Annotated in this window: 19 protein-coding genes and 1 pseudogene; 8 read left to right on the top strand and 12 right to left on the bottom strand. The window is 57.7% G+C overall.

The window, feature by feature from the left end:
- Positions 1 to 51 precede the first annotated feature (51 nt).
- The 12 genes and pseudogenes from GWQ31_RS16955 to GWQ31_RS17010 form a co-directional block, all read right to left on the bottom strand.
- On the bottom strand, positions 52 to 792 hold the full coding sequence (locus GWQ31_RS16955; RefSeq protein ID WP_099994506.1) for a KDGP aldolase family protein: 741 nt from the start codon (positions 790 to 792) through the stop codon (positions 52 to 54).
- Between the two features lie 34 nt (positions 793 to 826).
- A pseudogene (locus GWQ31_RS16960) lies at positions 827 to 901 on the bottom strand (2-dehydro-3-deoxyphosphooctonate aldolase); the annotation flags it as partial.
- Positions 901 to 2,016: a DgaE family pyridoxal phosphate-dependent ammonia lyase gene (locus tag GWQ31_RS16965; RefSeq protein WP_219597974.1), complete on the bottom strand. Its 1,116-nt coding sequence runs from the start codon at positions 2,014 to 2,016 to the stop codon at positions 901 to 903. The pseudogene GWQ31_RS16960 and the gene GWQ31_RS16965, both read right to left, overlap by 1 nt.
- Positions 2,000 to 3,139: an amidohydrolase/deacetylase family metallohydrolase gene (locus tag GWQ31_RS16970; protein WP_275909872.1), complete on the bottom strand. Its 1,140-nt coding sequence runs from the start codon at positions 3,137 to 3,139 to the stop codon at positions 2,000 to 2,002. Before GWQ31_RS16970 ends, GWQ31_RS16965 begins: the two co-directional genes overlap by 17 nt.
- A 186-nt stretch (positions 3,140 to 3,325) precedes the next feature.
- A complete protein-coding gene (locus GWQ31_RS16975; protein ID WP_021140216.1) occupies positions 3,326 to 3,976 on the bottom strand; it encodes a DUF4310 family protein in 651 nt (216 codons plus the stop codon).
- Between the two features lie 11 nt (positions 3,977 to 3,987).
- Positions 3,988 to 4,764: a DUF4311 domain-containing protein gene (locus tag GWQ31_RS16980; protein WP_005314394.1), complete on the bottom strand. Its 777-nt coding sequence runs from the start codon at positions 4,762 to 4,764 to the stop codon at positions 3,988 to 3,990.
- 40 nt (positions 4,765 to 4,804) lie between these two features.
- A complete protein-coding gene (locus tag GWQ31_RS16985) occupies positions 4,805 to 5,101 on the bottom strand; it encodes a DUF4312 family protein (RefSeq protein WP_111588917.1) in 297 nt (98 codons plus the stop codon).
- Positions 5,101 to 5,466, bottom strand: coding sequence for an SFCGS family glycine-rich protein (locus GWQ31_RS16990; RefSeq protein WP_021140219.1), 366 nt, complete (start codon positions 5,464 to 5,466; stop codon positions 5,101 to 5,103). The genes GWQ31_RS16985 and GWQ31_RS16990 overlap by 1 nt, the downstream gene beginning before the upstream one ends.
- A 17-nt stretch (positions 5,467 to 5,483) precedes the next feature.
- Positions 5,484 to 5,843: a transcriptional regulator gene (locus GWQ31_RS16995; RefSeq protein WP_275909873.1), complete on the bottom strand. Its 360-nt coding sequence runs from the start codon at positions 5,841 to 5,843 to the stop codon at positions 5,484 to 5,486.
- A 316-nt stretch (positions 5,844 to 6,159) separates the two neighbouring features.
- On the bottom strand, positions 6,160 to 7,290 hold the full coding sequence (gene degS, locus GWQ31_RS17000; protein WP_234593320.1) for an outer membrane-stress sensor serine endopeptidase DegS: 1,131 nt from the start codon (positions 7,288 to 7,290) through the stop codon (positions 6,160 to 6,162).
- An 89-nt stretch (positions 7,291 to 7,379) separates the two neighbouring features.
- A complete protein-coding gene (locus GWQ31_RS17005) occupies positions 7,380 to 8,741 on the bottom strand; it encodes a Do family serine endopeptidase (protein WP_005314377.1) in 1,362 nt (453 codons plus the stop codon).
- A gap of 81 nt (positions 8,742 to 8,822) precedes the next feature.
- Positions 8,823 to 9,203, bottom strand: a complete 381-nt coding sequence (locus GWQ31_RS17010; protein ID WP_021140223.1) for a YhcB family protein — start codon at positions 9,201 to 9,203, stop codon at positions 8,823 to 8,825.
- A 140-nt stretch (positions 9,204 to 9,343) separates the two neighbouring features.
- On the opposite strand from GWQ31_RS17010, the gene zapE reads away from it, so the two are divergent.
- The 8 genes from zapE (at position 9,344) to GWQ31_RS17050 (ending at position 15,520) form a co-directional block, all read left to right on the top strand.
- On the top strand, positions 9,344 to 10,438 hold the full coding sequence (zapE, locus tag GWQ31_RS17015; RefSeq protein ID WP_265420975.1) for a cell division protein ZapE: 1,095 nt from the start codon (positions 9,344 to 9,346) through the stop codon (positions 10,436 to 10,438).
- A gap of 266 nt (positions 10,439 to 10,704) precedes the next feature.
- Positions 10,705 to 11,133, top strand: coding sequence for a 50S ribosomal protein L13 (rplM, locus tag GWQ31_RS17020; protein ID WP_005314367.1), 429 nt, complete (start codon positions 10,705 to 10,707; stop codon positions 11,131 to 11,133).
- Positions 11,134 to 11,148: 15 nt separating this feature from the next.
- A complete protein-coding gene (gene rpsI / locus GWQ31_RS17025) occupies positions 11,149 to 11,541 on the top strand; it encodes a 30S ribosomal protein S9 (RefSeq protein WP_005314365.1) in 393 nt (130 codons plus the stop codon).
- A gap of 295 nt (positions 11,542 to 11,836) precedes the next feature.
- Positions 11,837 to 12,430, top strand: a complete 594-nt coding sequence (petA, locus tag GWQ31_RS17030; RefSeq protein WP_005314362.1) for a ubiquinol-cytochrome c reductase iron-sulfur subunit — start codon at positions 11,837 to 11,839, stop codon at positions 12,428 to 12,430.
- A gap of 2 nt (positions 12,431 to 12,432) precedes the next feature.
- On the top strand, positions 12,433 to 13,650 hold the full coding sequence (locus GWQ31_RS17035; protein ID WP_005314360.1) for a cytochrome bc complex cytochrome b subunit: 1,218 nt from the start codon (positions 12,433 to 12,435) through the stop codon (positions 13,648 to 13,650).
- Positions 13,647 to 14,381, top strand: coding sequence for a cytochrome c1 (locus tag GWQ31_RS17040; RefSeq protein WP_265462647.1), 735 nt, complete (start codon positions 13,647 to 13,649; stop codon positions 14,379 to 14,381). Before GWQ31_RS17035 ends, GWQ31_RS17040 begins: the two co-directional genes overlap by 4 nt.
- 87 nt (positions 14,382 to 14,468) lie before the next feature.
- The gene (sspA, locus tag GWQ31_RS17045; RefSeq protein ID WP_005314352.1) at positions 14,469 to 15,098 is read left to right on the top strand and encodes a stringent starvation protein SspA; all 630 of its coding nucleotides are present in this window, start codon (positions 14,469 to 14,471) and stop codon (positions 15,096 to 15,098) included.
- Positions 15,095 to 15,520, top strand: a complete 426-nt coding sequence (locus GWQ31_RS17050; protein WP_017412546.1) for a ClpXP protease specificity-enhancing factor — start codon at positions 15,095 to 15,097, stop codon at positions 15,518 to 15,520. The genes sspA and GWQ31_RS17050 overlap by 4 nt, the downstream gene beginning before the upstream one ends.
- Positions 15,521 to 15,563: the final 43 nt, after the last annotated feature.

A 15,563-nucleotide genomic window follows, 5' to 3' on the forward strand; every position in this document is an offset into this window, starting at 1 on the left:
GTCATTAACAAGCCAGGCACCGGCCAGTGATCGGACCGGTGCCATCTTTCATCACGCCAGCAGCCGTTTCACCGTTGCGAGCAGGGTGCGTACATCCTGGGGGCGGGTCTGTCCGCTCTCGCTGTCGATGATGGAGCTGTAGACGTGGGGGATCACCTTTTCGACCCCGGCGTCCAGTGCGATCCGCACTATCTCTTCGAAGTTGTCTAGATCGATGCCACCTGTGGGCTCCAGCCAGAAGCCGTGGCGAGCACAGGCCTCGGCCACCGCCTGATACTCGTCACGACACTCCAGCCCTCCCATGGGGAAGAACTTGACCGAGCTGCCGCCCATGTCCTTGAGCAGGGCGATGGCAGTGTCGATGGGCACAATCCCGTCCGGTTGCTGGGCACTGAGGGGTCCGGTGGAGATCTTCACCATGCCGGGGGTGCCGGTGGGGGAAATGAGGCCATTGACCAGCGTCTCTGGCTGGCCCAACAGCGCCCGGCTGGCACCCACCCCGGTGAAGACCTGATTGACGTGTTGGGGCTGCAGCTGGCAGGCCAGCTCGGCCACCATAGCGGACTGGCGTGGATCGCCCGCCCCCAGCCCGATGGAGAGAGCATTGTCGATGAGTTTCGCGTAATCGCGCATGTCGGCGACGGCGGAGGGCACATCTGGATAATTCTTGGAAAGCACGCCGACCAGTACATGGCCTTCGGCCGCCTCATAAATGTCGACAGCATTCTGTTTGGAGCCTGCCAGTACGTTGAGGCAGACACGGTTGCGGTAGTAATTGGGAGTTAGGGACATCAGTGATCCTCCGAAATTAGATATGGCCTTCAATGACGGCATGCTGTTTGGAACCCGCTAATACATTGAGGCAGACACGGTTGTGGTAGTCGTTGGGAGTTAGGGATATCAGCGATTCTCCTGAACGAGGTTGGCAATGGCGGCATGGATCTGGTCGAGCTGGGGGGCGGTGACGCTGCGCACGTCGATCTCGATGTGGCCTTCGTTGGCCTTGTAGCCACGGCAGTAGATAGCGGGGTTGCCCTGTTGCAGTCGAGCCACCAGTTGGACTGTGGTCATGCCGATCTGCTGGTGGTCAAAAGCGATATTGGTGCGGGCTATGTCGCGCCCCGCACTGTCCCATACCACTTTTGCGCTGACGCCCGGAAGCTGGTTGAGGCGCTCGATGAAGGGGGCCATCTTGGCGACCATGGCGGCGCCGCTCTCCTTCTCTTTTTCCAGGTAGCGCTCGATGGCGCGGGTCAGGCCGAGGATCCCCTCCTTGCCCACCTTCATGGCCCGGCCTATGCCGTTGGCCTGCTGCTTGACCCACTCCACATACTGACGTTTGCCGAGCACCAATCCGCTGGTGGGCCCTTCGATGGCCTTGGCGCCACTGTAGATCACCAGATCCGCCCCCTGGTTGTAATAGAGACGCAGGTCCTCTTCCGCTGCCGCATCGACGATCAGTGGCAGCTGGCGAGACTTGGCCACTTCTGCCGCTTCTGCCACCGACAGAATGCTCTTCTGCACGCAGTGATGAGACTTGATGTAGAGGATGGCTGCGGTATTGGGATTGATGGCGGCGGCCAACTGGGCAGGGGAGCACTCGTTGGCATAACCGGCCTCCACCACCTTGCCGCCACCCAGGTTGACCATGGTGCCGACCGGCGCGCCGAAGTTGACGTTGTGCCCCTTGGGCAGCACGATTTCACTCGGCATCCCGTGGGCATGGGCGTGCAGCTGCTCCAGCCGGTAGGGGTCGCCACGCACTATCACGGCGGCCACCGACTGGGCTATGCCGGCGCTGGCGCAGGAGACCACCACAGCATCTTCCACATCCAGCAAGCCTGCCAGGTAGGCGCCTGTCTTGTTGACCAGATCCTTCACCTCGAAGTAGTGGCCCAGGCCGAAGTTGACCGCATCGACCACCTCCTGCTCTGGGGTGGAGACGCCGAGAATGGTCATGCGCCCGGAGGCGTTGATCACGGGTTTGAGCTGATATTTCTCATAAACAGAAAGCATGGTGTGATTTCCCATAGTGAGTCAGAACCAGGTCACCGCCCACCAGGGCGGCGAGGGGAAGCAGTTGCAGGTCGCCGCTGCGCGACTGTGCCTCGGTATCCATAAACAGGGTCGGGCCGCTGGCCAGTTCGAACAGGGTCAGATCGGCATCGGCGCCCACCTCGAGCCGCCCCTTGCCGGTCAGGCGCAAGGCATCGGCGGCCTGTTCGGTGACGCAGGCAATCACCTGCTCCAGCGTCATGCCGATGGTGAGAAACTTGGACATGACGTAGGCCAGGCTGTAGACGGGTCCCTTGATGCGGTTTTTGCAGTAGATATCCGAGCTGATGGTGTGGGGCAGTATCCCCTGACGGATGGCAAGCTCCGCCACCTCGAAGCTGAAGCTGGCGCCGCCGTGGCCTATGTCGAGCAACATGCCCCGTTTCATCGCCTCGCGCACAGCAACCCGTAGCTCGCCAGCCGGGGTCAGGATGCGGTTGGGTTTGCCGTTGAAGCAGTGGGTCAGCAGGTCGCCATCCCCCAGCAGGGCGACTATCTCGTCCAGATCCGGTGGCGTGTTGCCTACATGCACCATCAGCGGCAGCTGGCCGTGGGCCTGTTGCAGCGCCTTGGCCATGCGCAGTGGTTGCAGGCCATTTTTGCCCACCACGCTGCCGCTCATGCGCGCCTTGATGCCGACGATGAAGTGGGGGTGGCGGGCAATGGCGGCGGACGCGAGTGCGGCATCCAGATCTCGGCTGTCCGCCAGCTCGTTCTGGCGCAGCAGGCCGATGCGAGAGATGTTGAGCAGGGCGTGCACCCGGGTCTTGCAGCCCGAGGCCAGCCGCTGGAAGTCATCCACGTCGTCGGCGCCTGTGCTGCCCGCGTCAATGACTGTGGTGACGCCGGATTCCACCCCTACCTTGTCCGGCTCATCATGATAGATGGGGGAGGCGGGGTAGCAGTGGGTGTGGCCGTCGATCCAGCCTGCGCTCACATGAATACGACCGGCGAGGTCCAGGGTCCGCCTCGTTTCTGCTTGGGCTGGCAGCTGGCCGATGGCCGCTATCTTGCCGCTTTGTATGGCGATATCGATGAGCTCGCCATTTCCCAGGCGTCCCGCTCTGATGATCATGTCGTACATGCTTATATCCCTCTTGGAACCTGCTTGCGCTCTTACTGCGAGGCCGTGATCAAGGCTCATGTGCTGCTCGGAATCCTCACGTATATCTATACGCTCCGGTTCCTGCGTTGCTCTTCACCTTGCTGACGACCTCTCGCGACAGATCGCAAACAGGTTCTTAAATGCCGCCCGAGAGACGGCCTGTGATTAAGCTAGGGCGACCGGGAAGAAGGTACCGAGCAGCATGGCGCCCAGGATGGCGCCCCCTGTGATGGGTTTGCTCCATACATAGAACAGCAGTGCCCCCAGCAGGGAACCCAGTCCTATGGGGATGGAGGCACCCATGGCAGAGAGGATGATCAGGGGGCCCAGGAAGCGGCCCGAGCTGTTGCCAGCCCCCATCATGACGTCCGCACCGTAGGTGGAGTTGCTCTGGTTGATGGTGAACTTGCGCGCCAGGATGATGATGTAGCCAATCGCCAGACCAATCACCATGCCGGTCACCAGGGAGGCGCCGAAGTTCTCCACTGGATAGAGAATGCCGGCCCCCAGCAGCAGTGCGGGCACGCCCAGGCCGACGCCGGTCTGGATGGCGCCGCCTATGTCCAGGATCCCCACCAGGGAGCCCTCTATGATGCGGGCAAACAGGAAGCTGGCGCCAAAGGCCGCCACAGCGCCGTAGGCACCCGTGTCCATGCCGGCTTTCAGCATGGCGACGAAGGCCACCTCGTTGAAGGCGCCGACACCGTACAGGTAGTACATGTGGGTTCCGGCAAAGACCCCGGCCGACAGCAGGCCGACGAAGATGGGGAAGGACCAGTCTGCGTACCAGAAGTTGTTTCTCAGTTTCTCATCCATGGTGTGGCCCCTTATTTATTGGCAAGCAGGTTATGGACGTTTTCCAGCCACAGGGGAATACCCATGTGGAAGGATTCAATCAGCTTGAGGTCAAAGCCGCGGAAGAAGCCGCTCAGCACGAACAGCAGGACGATGGCACTCATCATCACCTTGGTGACATGGTTCCAGCCGCTCTCTTCGACCCCCTTGCCGATCAGGATGCCGAGCACCAGGCCCGGTACTGCGTTGCCCATGATGAGCTGCGCCAGACCGCCGAAGATGGTGGCCCAGAAACCGGACTTCTTGCCCGCTTCGATGGCGGCCAGCCAGAAGATCACCGGCATGACGGTGTTGACCAGCAGGTTGGCGGCAGGCACCAGCACCTTGACCGCTGTCACCTGCAGGGCGGCGGGTACAGCGGCAGCCGTGCTGTTGAGGAAGGCCACCACTATGGCGCCAATGATGCCGCAGGCAATGGCCATCTTTTTCGGGTCGTGCAGAGTGCTGGCGAGATCCCGGTTGCGGATCATCAGGGCCGCCGCCCCCCAGTTCGGCAGGATGCGGTGATCCACGTCCTGGGTGAAGGCACCCGCTGCCACGGTCGAGGCCCAGGCGTTGAAGAAGAAGCCCAGACCGAAAGAGAAGTGGGAGGCGGGATCCCCTTCGCATGAGTTGAGCTCACCCAGAGTACGGAAGGCGCCCATGCCCTGCACGGTCGGGGCGTGAAACATCCGCGCCGCGCCGGCCCCCACACCGACGCCCACCAGGCCGCCGATGATGAGTGACTTGATAAATATGATTAGAAACATCCAATGTATCCCTCTTGTGGGGTTGTCGCTGCGGGTGGTGTCACACCAGGGTGAACGTCACCTTGTCGGCGTCCAGGCTGGTGACCTTGACCGTGATCTCCAGCTGGACGCGGAATTCACGGCGCTGGCGCGGCAGGAAGAAGAACAGGAACTTCTCCACCCGGACCGACTCCTCGGCCTTGAGCACCTGCACCTCGACCGGTTCGATCCGCAGCATGACGCGCGGGTTGTCCTTGAGCAGAGTGTGCTGCACCTGGCTGAGGGCGGCGGCGAACGCCTGCTGACGGGTCGCCCCCTTGCCGCTGACGATGACCTGGGTGGTAAAGTCCTCTTTCATCAGGCGCGTCCGTGTTTCTTGACGAAGGCTTCTACCAGCTTCTGGCCAAGCTCTTCCTTGTCCATGAAACCAAAACCCAGCACCACGCAGCCGTCATTGATGGCAGTGACACCCTCCTCGACGGAGCGCATGCCGTAGCGGCACTTGTAGCCGTACTTGGTCTGGGCCGTGATGGCACCGGCGCCACCGCTGCCACAGAAGGAGATGCCGAGATCCGCCTGCTCCTTGTTCATCACATCACCGAGCTTCATATCGGCGGCCATGCCGGGTATCACGGTCACGCTGGCGCCGGCGGCTTCTGCCCCTGCCCCCACTTTCTGACCCTTGCCGAGACGATCTCCAATCACGAGTTTGATGGCTGACATCTGGATATCTCCTTTTGTTATTGATTCAGCACTGAGCTGAGTTCATTTGCTTTGGCGACTTCGAAATGGACGGACAAGAGGTGAGCCTCTTTATAGGCCAGCTTGTCCAGCCAGGCGACGACCTGTTCGGCCAGTCGCAGGGAAAGGGGGGAGATCTCGTCAAACAGGCTGAGATCGACCTCCGGCAGGGATTCCCCGCTATGAGAACGCCACACCATGGCTTTGACATGGGAGGCCAGCATCTGCTTTTGCACCTCGTTGGGACGTATGCCCTGATCGCCTAGCAGGGTGTGGATGCGAGCCAGGATCAGGTCGGTCTGGTGCTGCAACGCCGGGCTATCCGGGGTCAGGTTCTGGTCATGAGTCTCTGTGTGCAATGTCTGCTCTCCAAGGCTGGCAGAAGGTATGGGATTACCCTAAGCCCGCAGGGGCGTGCAGAGGAGGCAGCGTTTTTCCGATTCGAAGCGGAAATTCCCGTGCGAAGCGGCTTAAAAGGCCCATTTTTGTGTACCAGCAGGGGAAAGGGAGCTTATCGGGGCTGGATTAGTGTGATCGATGGCGCACTTCTCTGGCAGATAGCCCCAGAGCCGCACAGGCTGAAACTGTGAGTCGTCTCACGTATGAGGGGAACGAGGATCCGCAGAAATGACAAAGGGCGGTTACCCGCCCTTGTGATATGAAGAGACAAGAGGGTCAGCTGGCGGTAGCGCCACTGACATTCGTATTGACCTTGCCCTGCTGGTAGCGCAGGTCTTCCTCTATGGTGACCTCCACTTCCAGCGGCTTGCCATCACGAAACACCGATATGGTGAGTTTGGTGCCGGGACGACTCTCGACAATCTTGTCCATGGCGGAGCGCACGCCGCTGAGCGCTTCCCCATTGATCTTGAGCAGCACATCCCCCCGCTTCAGACCGCCCTTGGTAGCTGGGCCGTCAGGATCCAGACTCTCGATCACCAGTCCGCGCAAATCACCAAGGTTCATCATGCGCGCCACTATGGGGTTGAGTTCAACGCTGGAGATGCCGAGGTAGCCGCGAATGACACGACCGTTGGTGATCAGCTCATCCATGATCCGTTTTGCCAACCGGTAAGGGATGGCGAAGCTGATGCCGTAGCTCTCCTGATTGCCGTTGAGGTGATAGGCGGCCGTGTTGATGCCCACCAGATCGCCGCGGCCATTGACCAGGGCGCCCCCCGAGTTGCCTTCGTTGATGGCCGCATCGGTTTGAAGCAGGTCCTGCCGCCCGTTGCCGTCCGGTCCCATGCTGGAGAGACCAAGGCGACCGGTCGCACTGATGATGCCCTGGGTGATGGTCTGGCCGACGTTGTAAGGGTTGCCGATGGCGAGCACAACGTCCCCCACATCCGGCTGCCTGTCGGGATCCTGGGGGATCACTGGCAGGTTGTCCGATTCTATGTAGAGCACCGCCAGATCGGTTAACTGATCGGTGCCGACCAGCTCGGCACTGAACACCCGCCCATCCTGCAGTGCGACTATGATTTGGTCCGCATCGGCGATGACGTGATAGTTGGTCAGCACATGGCCGCGCTGGTTCATGATGACTCCCGAGCCCAGCCCCTGGGGTCTGAGTTCAGCCTGGTTGCCCTGATTGCGGGAGAAACTGCGGGTGTAGATATTGACGACGGCAGGGCCGGCTCTATGAGCAGCGTAAGAGAAGCTCAGTTCACGGGCATTGGTGATGATGCCGGGGAGTTGGGCACCGCCACGGAAATCGGGAAACAGCAGCAACAGGAGAGCCGCCACGGTGAGACCGAAGCCGACAGACTTGCCCAAGTAACTGATCAAAGGTGGGATTTTCATGTCATTCTCATCCGTACATGCAGCGGGCAGAGAATAACACTATCGGTGGATAAAAATCACCCGCGGCGAGGGCCGCGGGTGTGAGGTTATTAACGGATCACCAGATAGAGAGAAGACTCTCCGCGCTGTATGTTCAGCGCCAGCACATCCGGCTTGTTTTTCAATGCCTTGGTCAGCTCGGCCAGCGAGTTTACTCGCAGGCGGTTGACGCCAATGATGATGTCGCCTTTCTGCAGACCGGAGGCCGCAGCAGGGGAGCGAGCCGCTATATCGGAGACAGCTACGCCTGTCACCGGCTCCGAGGTGGTGCTGAGCTTGGCCCCTTCCAGCGCAGGGTGCAGGACGCTGGCCAGGATCTCGCTGTCATCGGCCTTCTTCAGCATGACCTTGACGGTTTCTTCTTTGCCGTCGCGGATGAGGCCCAGCGCGACCTGCTTGTCGGCACCCATGGTCGCTATCTTGGCTCGCAGTTCGCCAAACGAGCGGATTGCCTTGCCATCTATGCTGACGATGATGTCGCCAGGCTTGATACCGGCCTTGGCAGCGGCGGAGTCAGGCATGACCTGGTTGACGAAGGCGCCATCCTTCTTGTTGTAACCGAAGGTTTTGGCGATATCCGAGGTCAGTTCAGAGCCCGTGATCCCCAGCTGGCCACGGCGAACTTCACCGTACTTGACGATCTGCTCAGACAGGTCACGCACCATGTTTGACGGAATGGCAAAGCCGATACCTATGTTGCCACCGTTGGGGCCCAAAATGGCGGTATTGATGCCGATCAGCTCACCACGCAGGTTGAGCAGGGCGCCGCCCGAGTTGCCGGAGTTGATGGCCGCATCGGTCTGGATGAAGTTTTCCAGATTTTCGATGTTGAGGCCACTGCGTCCCAGGGCGCTGACGATGCCGGAGGTGACTGTCTGGCCCAGGCCAAACGGGTTGCCGATGGCCAGTGCATAGTCGCCGACCCTCAGTTCGTCTGAATCGGCAAATTTGATCTGCACCAGATCCTCGGCCTTGATTTGCAGCAGGGCGATATCGGACTGTTTGTCTTCGCCTATCTTCTTGGCCGCATATTCACGACCATCTTTCAGGTTGACCTTGATCTCGTCCGCCTCGTGTACGACGTGGGCGTTGGTGATCACGTAGCCCTTCTTGGCATCTATGATGACGCCGGAGCCCAGCGCCTGGAAGGGCTGCTCGCTCACCTGCTCATCAGGCATGTTGGGGCCGAAGAAGAAGCGGAATTGTTCCGGTAGACGCTGGCGAGTGATTTTCTTGCCAGAGACGGAGATATTGACCACGGCAGGCGTGACCTGTTCGAGAACCGGCGCCAGGCTCGGCATCTCCTGATTGTTCGCCAGCAAAGAGGGCAGTGCAGCCTGCACAGGGGCCGCAGACATGGCGATACCGACACTGAGGGCTAGCACACTGAGCACAGAAAGAGGTTTACGCATATGAAAAACAGCTCCCAGAAAAAGTTGCAATGCAATCGTCAAGGTCTGACCACAACACAGCGCAATTAGTTCCGCGGGGAACTAACTGGACTGCTTGAGCAGACCGGAGGCGCCGGCATAGTCACGGGGCGGAATGCCCGGTTCTTCGTTGGCCGGAGTATCGGCACTTTCTTCAAGCAGTGCTTCACGGAACAGCGGTTCCTGTGCCTTGGCCAGGAATTTGCTCTGCTCAGCCATGTGGCGATAGAGGGTTTGATACTGCTCGGCCAACTGCTCCATCAGGGCGGCGCTGTCGGCAAAGTGGGTATTGATCTGGCCCTGGTAGCTTTCCAGCTCCGTGTGCGCTTTTTTCAGCTCTTGTTCCAGACGTCCGGCATCCCGGCTGCGCACCGTGAAGCGACCGATGATGATACCGATAATCAAGGCGGCGACAGCCAGCAGGATCCCGTTTAACAGACTCATAGATGCTCCTTGTTACAGCTAAATCAATGTGTGTTGAGGCGGCCTGGATGGCCGCTACGCCTTGATGGCACTATACCGTGCACCCCGAGAGCGTGATACCATTTTGTCCTTCATTCAGGGACTTGGAGGCGGTTGACAGGATGACCCCGCAGCAAAAATATCAGCAGGATTTGCAGCGCCCCGGCTTTGTGGCCGACCCGGCTCAGGCGATGGCCGTGACCCGCCTGGAGCGACTCTATCAGGATTTGTGCCAAAGCCCGACTCCGACCAGATCCCGCGGCCTGTTGGGCTGGTTGCAAAAGCCCAAGGCCAAGGAGCCTGTCCTCGGACTATATATGTGGGGCGGAGTGGGCAGAGGCAAGACCTGGCTGATGGATACTTTTTTCGAGAGCCTGCCGAGGACGCGAAAACTGCGTATCCACTTCCACCGTTTCATGCACAGGGTGCACGACGAACTCAGGGGGCTGACCGGCCAGGCCGATCCGCTCAAGCTCATCGCCAGCAAGCTCGCCAGCGAGACAGATGTCATCTGTTTCGATGAGTTTTTTGTCTCCGACATCACGGATGCCATGCTGCTTGGCACTCTGTTCCAGGAGCTGTTTGGTCATGGCGTTGTGCTGGTGGCGACCTCCAACATCCCGCCACAGGATCTTTATCGCAATGGTCTGCAACGAGCCCGTTTTCTGCCAGCAATCGAGCTCATCGAGCGTCATTGCGAGGTACTTAACGTGGATGGTGGCATCGACTATCGCTTGCGTACCCTGGAGCAGGCAGAGATATATCATTTTCCGCTGGATCAGCAGGCAAAATCCAATCTGGACCGATATTTCCAACAGTTAACGGGTCTGGAGCAGGTCAACGCTGGCAGTGTCGAGATCAATCATCGTCAATTGACGTCGCTGGGAATGGGGGAAGGTGTGCTGTACATGGAGTTCGAGCAACTTTGCTGTACTCCTCGCTCACAGGGCGACTATATAGAGCTGGCCCGCCTGTTTCATACTGTGCTGCTTGCCAATGTTCAACCCATGGGGGCTGGCACGGATGACGCGGCTCGCCGCTTCATCGCCATGGTGGACGAGTTCTATGAACGGCACGTCAAACTCATCATGTCGGCGGCTCTCCCCATGACAGAACTCTACGGGAACGGGCTGTTGAATTTCGAATTCAAACGTTGTCTTTCACGGCTTCAGGAAATGCAATCGCACGAATACCTTGCCAGAGTGCACCTTCCTTAGTCACAATACCGCGCCTGCCAGTCGGATGGGCATCTGCGGCAGGTAGGGCCGGGCGACATTTGCTAGCTTCATGGCAGTGAAATTAGCAGGTGATATTCAAGGCAACTTCACTTATAATCGCCCGGCCCACGTTACAGCTGTCGATAAGACAGCGACACTTTAAGCTTTACTTGTATTCGAAGGGGTACAGGTAGGCCATCGTTTGTTGTTTGTGGGAGAGCCCCCATAAGCAATTGGGTCTGTAACAGGTAATTGGGTTTAACTTAATGAAAACTTTCGTTGCCAAGCCAGAAACCGTAAAACGTGACTGGTACATTGTGGACGCAGAGGGTAAAACTCTGGGTCGTATCGCAACCGAGATCGCTTCTCGTCTGCGTGGTAAGCACAAAGCTGAATATACTCCGCACGTTGACACCGGTGATTACATCATCGTTGTAAACGCTGAGAAGGTACATGTAACCGGTAAGAAATTTACCGATAAAATCTACCATTCTCACTCCGGTTTCCCGGGTGGTATCAAGTCAATCAGCTTCGACAAGCTGATCAAGCGTAAGCCGGAAATGGTAATCGAAGCTGCTGTCAAAGGTATGCTGCCGAAGGGGCCTCTGGGCCGTGCCATGTTCCGTAAACTGAAAGTTTACGCAGGCGCCGAGCATGCTCATGCTGCTCAGCAACCTCAAGTACTGGATATCTAATCGGGAACTGGCAACATGGCAGAAAATCAATACTACGGTACCGGCCGTCGCAAAAGCTCCACTGCTCGCGTGTTTATCAAAGCGGGTAGCGGTAAAATCGTAATCAACCAGCGCTCCCTGGAGCAGTACTTTGGCCGTCCGACTGCCCGCATGGTAGTTCGTCAGCCGCTGGAACTGGTTGAGATGACCGAGAAACTGGATCTGTACATCACCGTTAATGGTGGTGGCATCTCCGGTCAAGCTGGTGCGATCCGTCACGGTATCACTCGTGCTCTGATGCAGTACGATGAAACCCTGCGCGCCGAACTGCGTAAAGCAGGCTTTGTTACTCGCGATGCCCGTAAGGTTGAGCGTAAGAAAGTCGGTCTGCACAAAGCTCGTAAGCGTCCGCAGTACTCCAAGCGTTAATTCGCTTTTTGTACTCACTCTCACGAGTGTCAAAAAAGCCTGGCCATGTGCCAGGCTTTTTTTATTGGTAATATTACCTACGCCAATGCTAACACCACGTCACAAAAGACAAAAAAATGTATATTTATTGTTTTTGCCCTTCGCTGGTCTTTCTTGTCAAGTTGTTATCTTTTCTTTAAAATTCCCTCGGTTTTTCTGTGACAATTGTAACTCCGCTTCCGCCGCTGTTGTCATGGAAGAAAGGGGAACAGGGACACAATAAGAATGTGCGGAGTCCACATGGGAGAGTTTTTGGATGAGCAATGCGCCAGTTGATACCGGTCGCCGCAGATTTCTTACCTGGTCAACGGTTGCCGTTGGTGGGGTAGGAGCTGCTTTTACCGCAGTGCCGTTTATAAAGTCATGGAACCCGAGTGCCAAGGCCAAAGCGGCGGGCGCTCCGGTAGAAGTGGATATCAGTAAGTTGGAACCAGGCCAGCTCATCCGTGTTGAGTGGCGAGGCAAACCGGTCTGGGTGGTGAAACGCACCAAGCAGACGCTGGATGCACTGGCGGCTCACGATGGCCAGCTGCGGGATCCCGCATCTGACGAACCACAGCAGCCGGATTATGCCCATAACGGCTATAGATCCATCAAACCCGAAATCTTTGTTGCGGTCGGCATTTGTACCCATCTGGGATGCTCTCCTTCCTACCTGCCGGATAACTTCGGTGAGCAGGTTCAAGGCGTGACCTCCGGATTCTTCTGCCCGTGCCATGGCTCCAAGTTCGACATGGCTGGTCGAGTGTTCCAGGGGGTGCCTGCACCCTTGAACCTGGTCATTCCGCCGTACCAATATCTTAGCGACACCACCATTCTGGTCGGTGCCGATGATGGCAAGGAGGCCTGACCATGTTTTCCAAACTGATGGGCTGGATTGACTATCGCTTTCCGCTCACTGCCATGTACAACGACCATATGGCCAAGTACCCGGCACCAAAGAACCTGAATTTCTGGTACTTCTTTGGCTCGCTGGCCATGTTGGTACTGGTCAATCAGATCATCACCGGCATCTGGCTGACCATGAACTACAACCCCTCCGCTGAGGGTGCCTTTGCTTCAGTCGAATACATAATGCGGGATGTGGACTACGGCTGGCTGCTGCGCTACATGCACTCCACCGGGGCCTCAGCGTTCTTTGTCGTTGTGTATCTGCACATGTTCCGCGGCATGATCTATGGCTCTTATCAGAAGCCGCGTGAGTTGCTGTGGATCTTCGGCATGCTGATCTTCCTGGTGCTGATGGCGGAAGCCTTCATGGGATATCTGCTGCCCTGGGGCCAGATGTCATTCTGGGGGGCTCAGGTCATCATTTCGCTGTTTGGTGCCATTCCGGTGATCGGAGAGGATCTGACCCTGTGGATCCGTGGTGACTACGTCATCTCGGGGGCGACCCTGAACCGCTTCTTCGCACTGCATGTCATAGCGTTGCCGCTGGTGCTGGTGATGCTGGTGGCCATGCATATACTGGCGCTGCACGAAGTGGGCTCCAACAACCCTGACGGCATCGACATCAAGAAGCACAAGGATGCTAACGGCTGGCCGCTGGATGCGGTGGCTTTCCACCCTTACTTCACCGTCAAGGACATGATCGGCGTGGCCGGTTTCCTGTTCTTCTTCTGCGCCATCATCTTCTTCAAGCCGGATATGTGGGGCTACTTCCTCGAGAAGCCGAACTTTGAAGTGGCCAATGGTCTGAAGACGCCGGCGCATATCGCTCCTGTGTGGTACTTCACTCCTTTCTACGCCATCCTGCGGGCTGTGCCGGACAAGTTGCTCGGCGTCATCATGATGGGTCTCTCCATCGTAGTGCTGTTCCTGCTGCCTTGGCTGGATCGTTGCAAGGTGCGCTCCGTTCGCTATCGCAGTACGCTGCACAAGCTGAATATTGCCCAGTTCGTGGTCTGCTTCGTCATTCTCGGTATCCTCGGCGTCTTGCCATCGACCCCGACCTTGACCCTGGTTGCCCAGTTCTGCTCGCTGGGGTATTTCGGGTTCTTTGTCCTGCTGTTCTTCTACAGCAAGAATGAGCGTACCAAGCCGCTGCCGGAGAGGGTGACATTCAAATGAAAAGAATAATATTTGCAGTGCTGGCCTTGCTGCCCAGCCTGGCGCTTGCTGCTGGCGGTACTTTCCCACTGGACCAGGCCGACTATGACTTGAGTGACAAGACGTCTCTGCAGCGTGGTGCCACGACCTTCATGAACTACTGTGCCGGTTGTCACTCTACCCAGTACCAGCGCTACAACCGCGTTGCGCAAGACCTGGGGATTCCTGATGAGCTGATGAGGGAAAATCTTATCTTCACGGGAGCCCAAATCGGTGATCTGATGAAAATCTCAATGTCGGAGAAGGATGCTGCCAAGTGGTTTGGTGCTCCACCTCCCGACCTGACGCTGGTAGCGAGGGTGCGCGGGGCTGACTGGGTTTATACCTATTTGCGCTCTTTCTATGTGGATGAGACTCGTCCGTTTGGCGTGAACAACGCTGTTTTCCCGTCCGTGGGCATGCCTCACGTGCTGGAGCCGCTGCAAGGCACGCCCCGTGCCGAGTTTGCGACTCACACTGTGGATGGGGTGGACGTACAGCAGGTTGTCAGTGTCAAATCTGACGGCAACGGTGAAATGAATAACGAAGAGTATGATCAGACGGTACTGGATCTGGTAAACTTCTTGGTCTACTCGGCTGAACCGGTACAACAGGAGCGCGAACGCATGGGCTTCTGGGTACTTGGATTCATCGTAATCTTCTTCATCTTCACTGTGCTGTTGAAGAAGGAATTCTGGCGCGACGTTCACTAAGCGACCAGATCCGGGTAATATAATGCACGGCAATGAAGACCAAGATGCTTCATTGCCGTTTCTGCTTTTTAATGACGGGAGGGTTCAATGGCTGTAGCTGCCAATAAGCGTTCGGTAATGACGCTGTTTTCCGGTGCCAACGATATGTTCAGCCATCAGGTGCGTATTGTCCTGGCGGAGAAGGGTGTTAGCGTAGATATTTGCCAGGTTGACCCAAGCAACTTGCCGGATGAGCTGGCCGAGCTGAACCCGTACAACACTGTACCGACTCTGGTCGATCGTGAGCTGGCACTGTACACCTCACGCATCATCATGGAGTATCTGGACGAGCGCTTCCCGCACCCGCCCCTGATGCCGGTTTACCCGGTTGCCCGTGGTAACAGCCGTCTGATGATGCATCGCATCGAGCTGGACTGGTACTCCCTGGCCGACAAGATCATGGCAGGTACCGATGTCGATGCGGCGCGTGCCGAATTGCGTGACAACCTGCTGGCCATCGCGCCGATCTTCGGTGAAATGCCGTATTTCATGAGCGAAGAGTTCGGTCTGGTCGATTGCTACATGGCACCGCTGTTGTGGCGTCTGCCCAGTCTGGGGATCGATTTCGCCGGTCGTGGTGCCAAAGAGCTGAAAGCCTACATGGTTCGTCTGTTCGAGCGTGAATCTTTCCAGGCTTCATTGACTGAAGCTGAACGTGAGATCCGCGCTGGCGTATGAGCATGGAACCAACAATGACACCCAGTCGCCCGTATCTGTTACGGGCGTTCTTTGACTGGTTGCTGGATAACGAGCTGACACCGCATCTGGTGGTCAACGTCAATATCCCCCATGTGATGGTGCCGATGCAGTTTGTTCAGGATGGGCAGATAGTGCTGAACATAGCGCCGCGGGCGGTAGGACAGTTCCACATGGACAATGAAGCGGTCAGCTTCAGTGCCCGTTTTGGCGGTGTCTCCCAGCAGGTTTATATCCCTATGGCTGCCATATTGGCAATTCATGCCAGGGAGAACGGAGTGGGCACCCTGTTCCCGCCCGAGCCAGGTTACGACCTCTGGCTGGAGCAGGCTGAAGCACCGGTGGAGCCTGAGCCGGAACCACCGCGTCCGACCGGTCGGCCGACGCTGAAAGTCATCAAATAAAAAAACGCAGCCAACTGGCTGCGTTTTTTTATATCAGTTTGCT

The organism is Aeromonas sp. 2MA4, from assembly GCF_029237305.1.
In the GTDB taxonomy this organism is placed as follows: Bacteria; Pseudomonadota; Gammaproteobacteria; order Enterobacterales; family Aeromonadaceae; genus Aeromonas; species Aeromonas salmonicida.

Excerpts from the sequence above, each read along its gene's own strand:
- GWQ31_RS16970 (WP_275909872.1), bottom strand. The coding sequence starts at position 3,139 with ATGTACGACATGATCATCAGAGCGGGACGCCTGGGAAATGGCGAGCTC.
- GWQ31_RS16955 (WP_099994506.1), bottom strand. The coding sequence starts at position 792 with ATGTCCCTAACTCCCAATTACTACCGCAACCGTGTCTGCCTCAACGTA.
- GWQ31_RS17035 (WP_005314360.1), top strand. The coding sequence starts at position 12,433 with ATGTTTTCCAAACTGATGGGCTGGATTGACTATCGCTTTCCGCTCACT.
- GWQ31_RS17040 (WP_265462647.1), top strand. The coding sequence starts at position 13,647 with ATGAAAAGAATAATATTTGCAGTGCTGGCCTTGCTGCCCAGCCTGGCG.
- GWQ31_RS16985 (WP_111588917.1), bottom strand. The coding sequence starts at position 5,101 with ATGAAAGAGGACTTTACCACCCAGGTCATCGTCAGCGGCAAGGGGGCG.
- GWQ31_RS16965 (WP_219597974.1), bottom strand. The coding sequence starts at position 2,016 with ATGCTTTCTGTTTATGAGAAATATCAGCTCAAACCCGTGATCAACGCC.
- degS (WP_234593320.1), bottom strand. The coding sequence starts at position 7,290 with ATGAAAATCCCACCTTTGATCAGTTACTTGGGCAAGTCTGTCGGCTTC.
- GWQ31_RS16990 (WP_021140219.1), bottom strand. The coding sequence starts at position 5,466 with ATGTCAGCCATCAAACTCGTGATTGGAGATCGTCTCGGCAAGGGTCAG.
- rplM (WP_005314367.1), top strand. The coding sequence starts at position 10,705 with ATGAAAACTTTCGTTGCCAAGCCAGAAACCGTAAAACGTGACTGGTAC.
- sspA (WP_005314352.1), top strand. The coding sequence starts at position 14,469 with ATGGCTGTAGCTGCCAATAAGCGTTCGGTAATGACGCTGTTTTCCGGT.
- GWQ31_RS16975 (WP_021140216.1), bottom strand. The coding sequence starts at position 3,976 with ATGGATGAGAAACTGAGAAACAACTTCTGGTACGCAGACTGGTCCTTC.
- GWQ31_RS16980 (WP_005314394.1), bottom strand. The coding sequence starts at position 4,764 with ATGTTTCTAATCATATTTATCAAGTCACTCATCATCGGCGGCCTGGTG.
- petA (WP_005314362.1), top strand. The coding sequence starts at position 11,837 with ATGAGCAATGCGCCAGTTGATACCGGTCGCCGCAGATTTCTTACCTGG.
- rpsI (WP_005314365.1), top strand. The coding sequence starts at position 11,149 with ATGGCAGAAAATCAATACTACGGTACCGGCCGTCGCAAAAGCTCCACT.
- GWQ31_RS17050 (WP_017412546.1), top strand. The coding sequence starts at position 15,095 with ATGAGCATGGAACCAACAATGACACCCAGTCGCCCGTATCTGTTACGG.
- GWQ31_RS17010 (WP_021140223.1), bottom strand. The coding sequence starts at position 9,203 with ATGAGTCTGTTAAACGGGATCCTGCTGGCTGTCGCCGCCTTGATTATC.
- GWQ31_RS17005 (WP_005314377.1), bottom strand. The coding sequence starts at position 8,741 with ATGCGTAAACCTCTTTCTGTGCTCAGTGTGCTAGCCCTCAGTGTCGGT.
- zapE (WP_265420975.1), top strand. The coding sequence starts at position 9,344 with ATGACCCCGCAGCAAAAATATCAGCAGGATTTGCAGCGCCCCGGCTTT.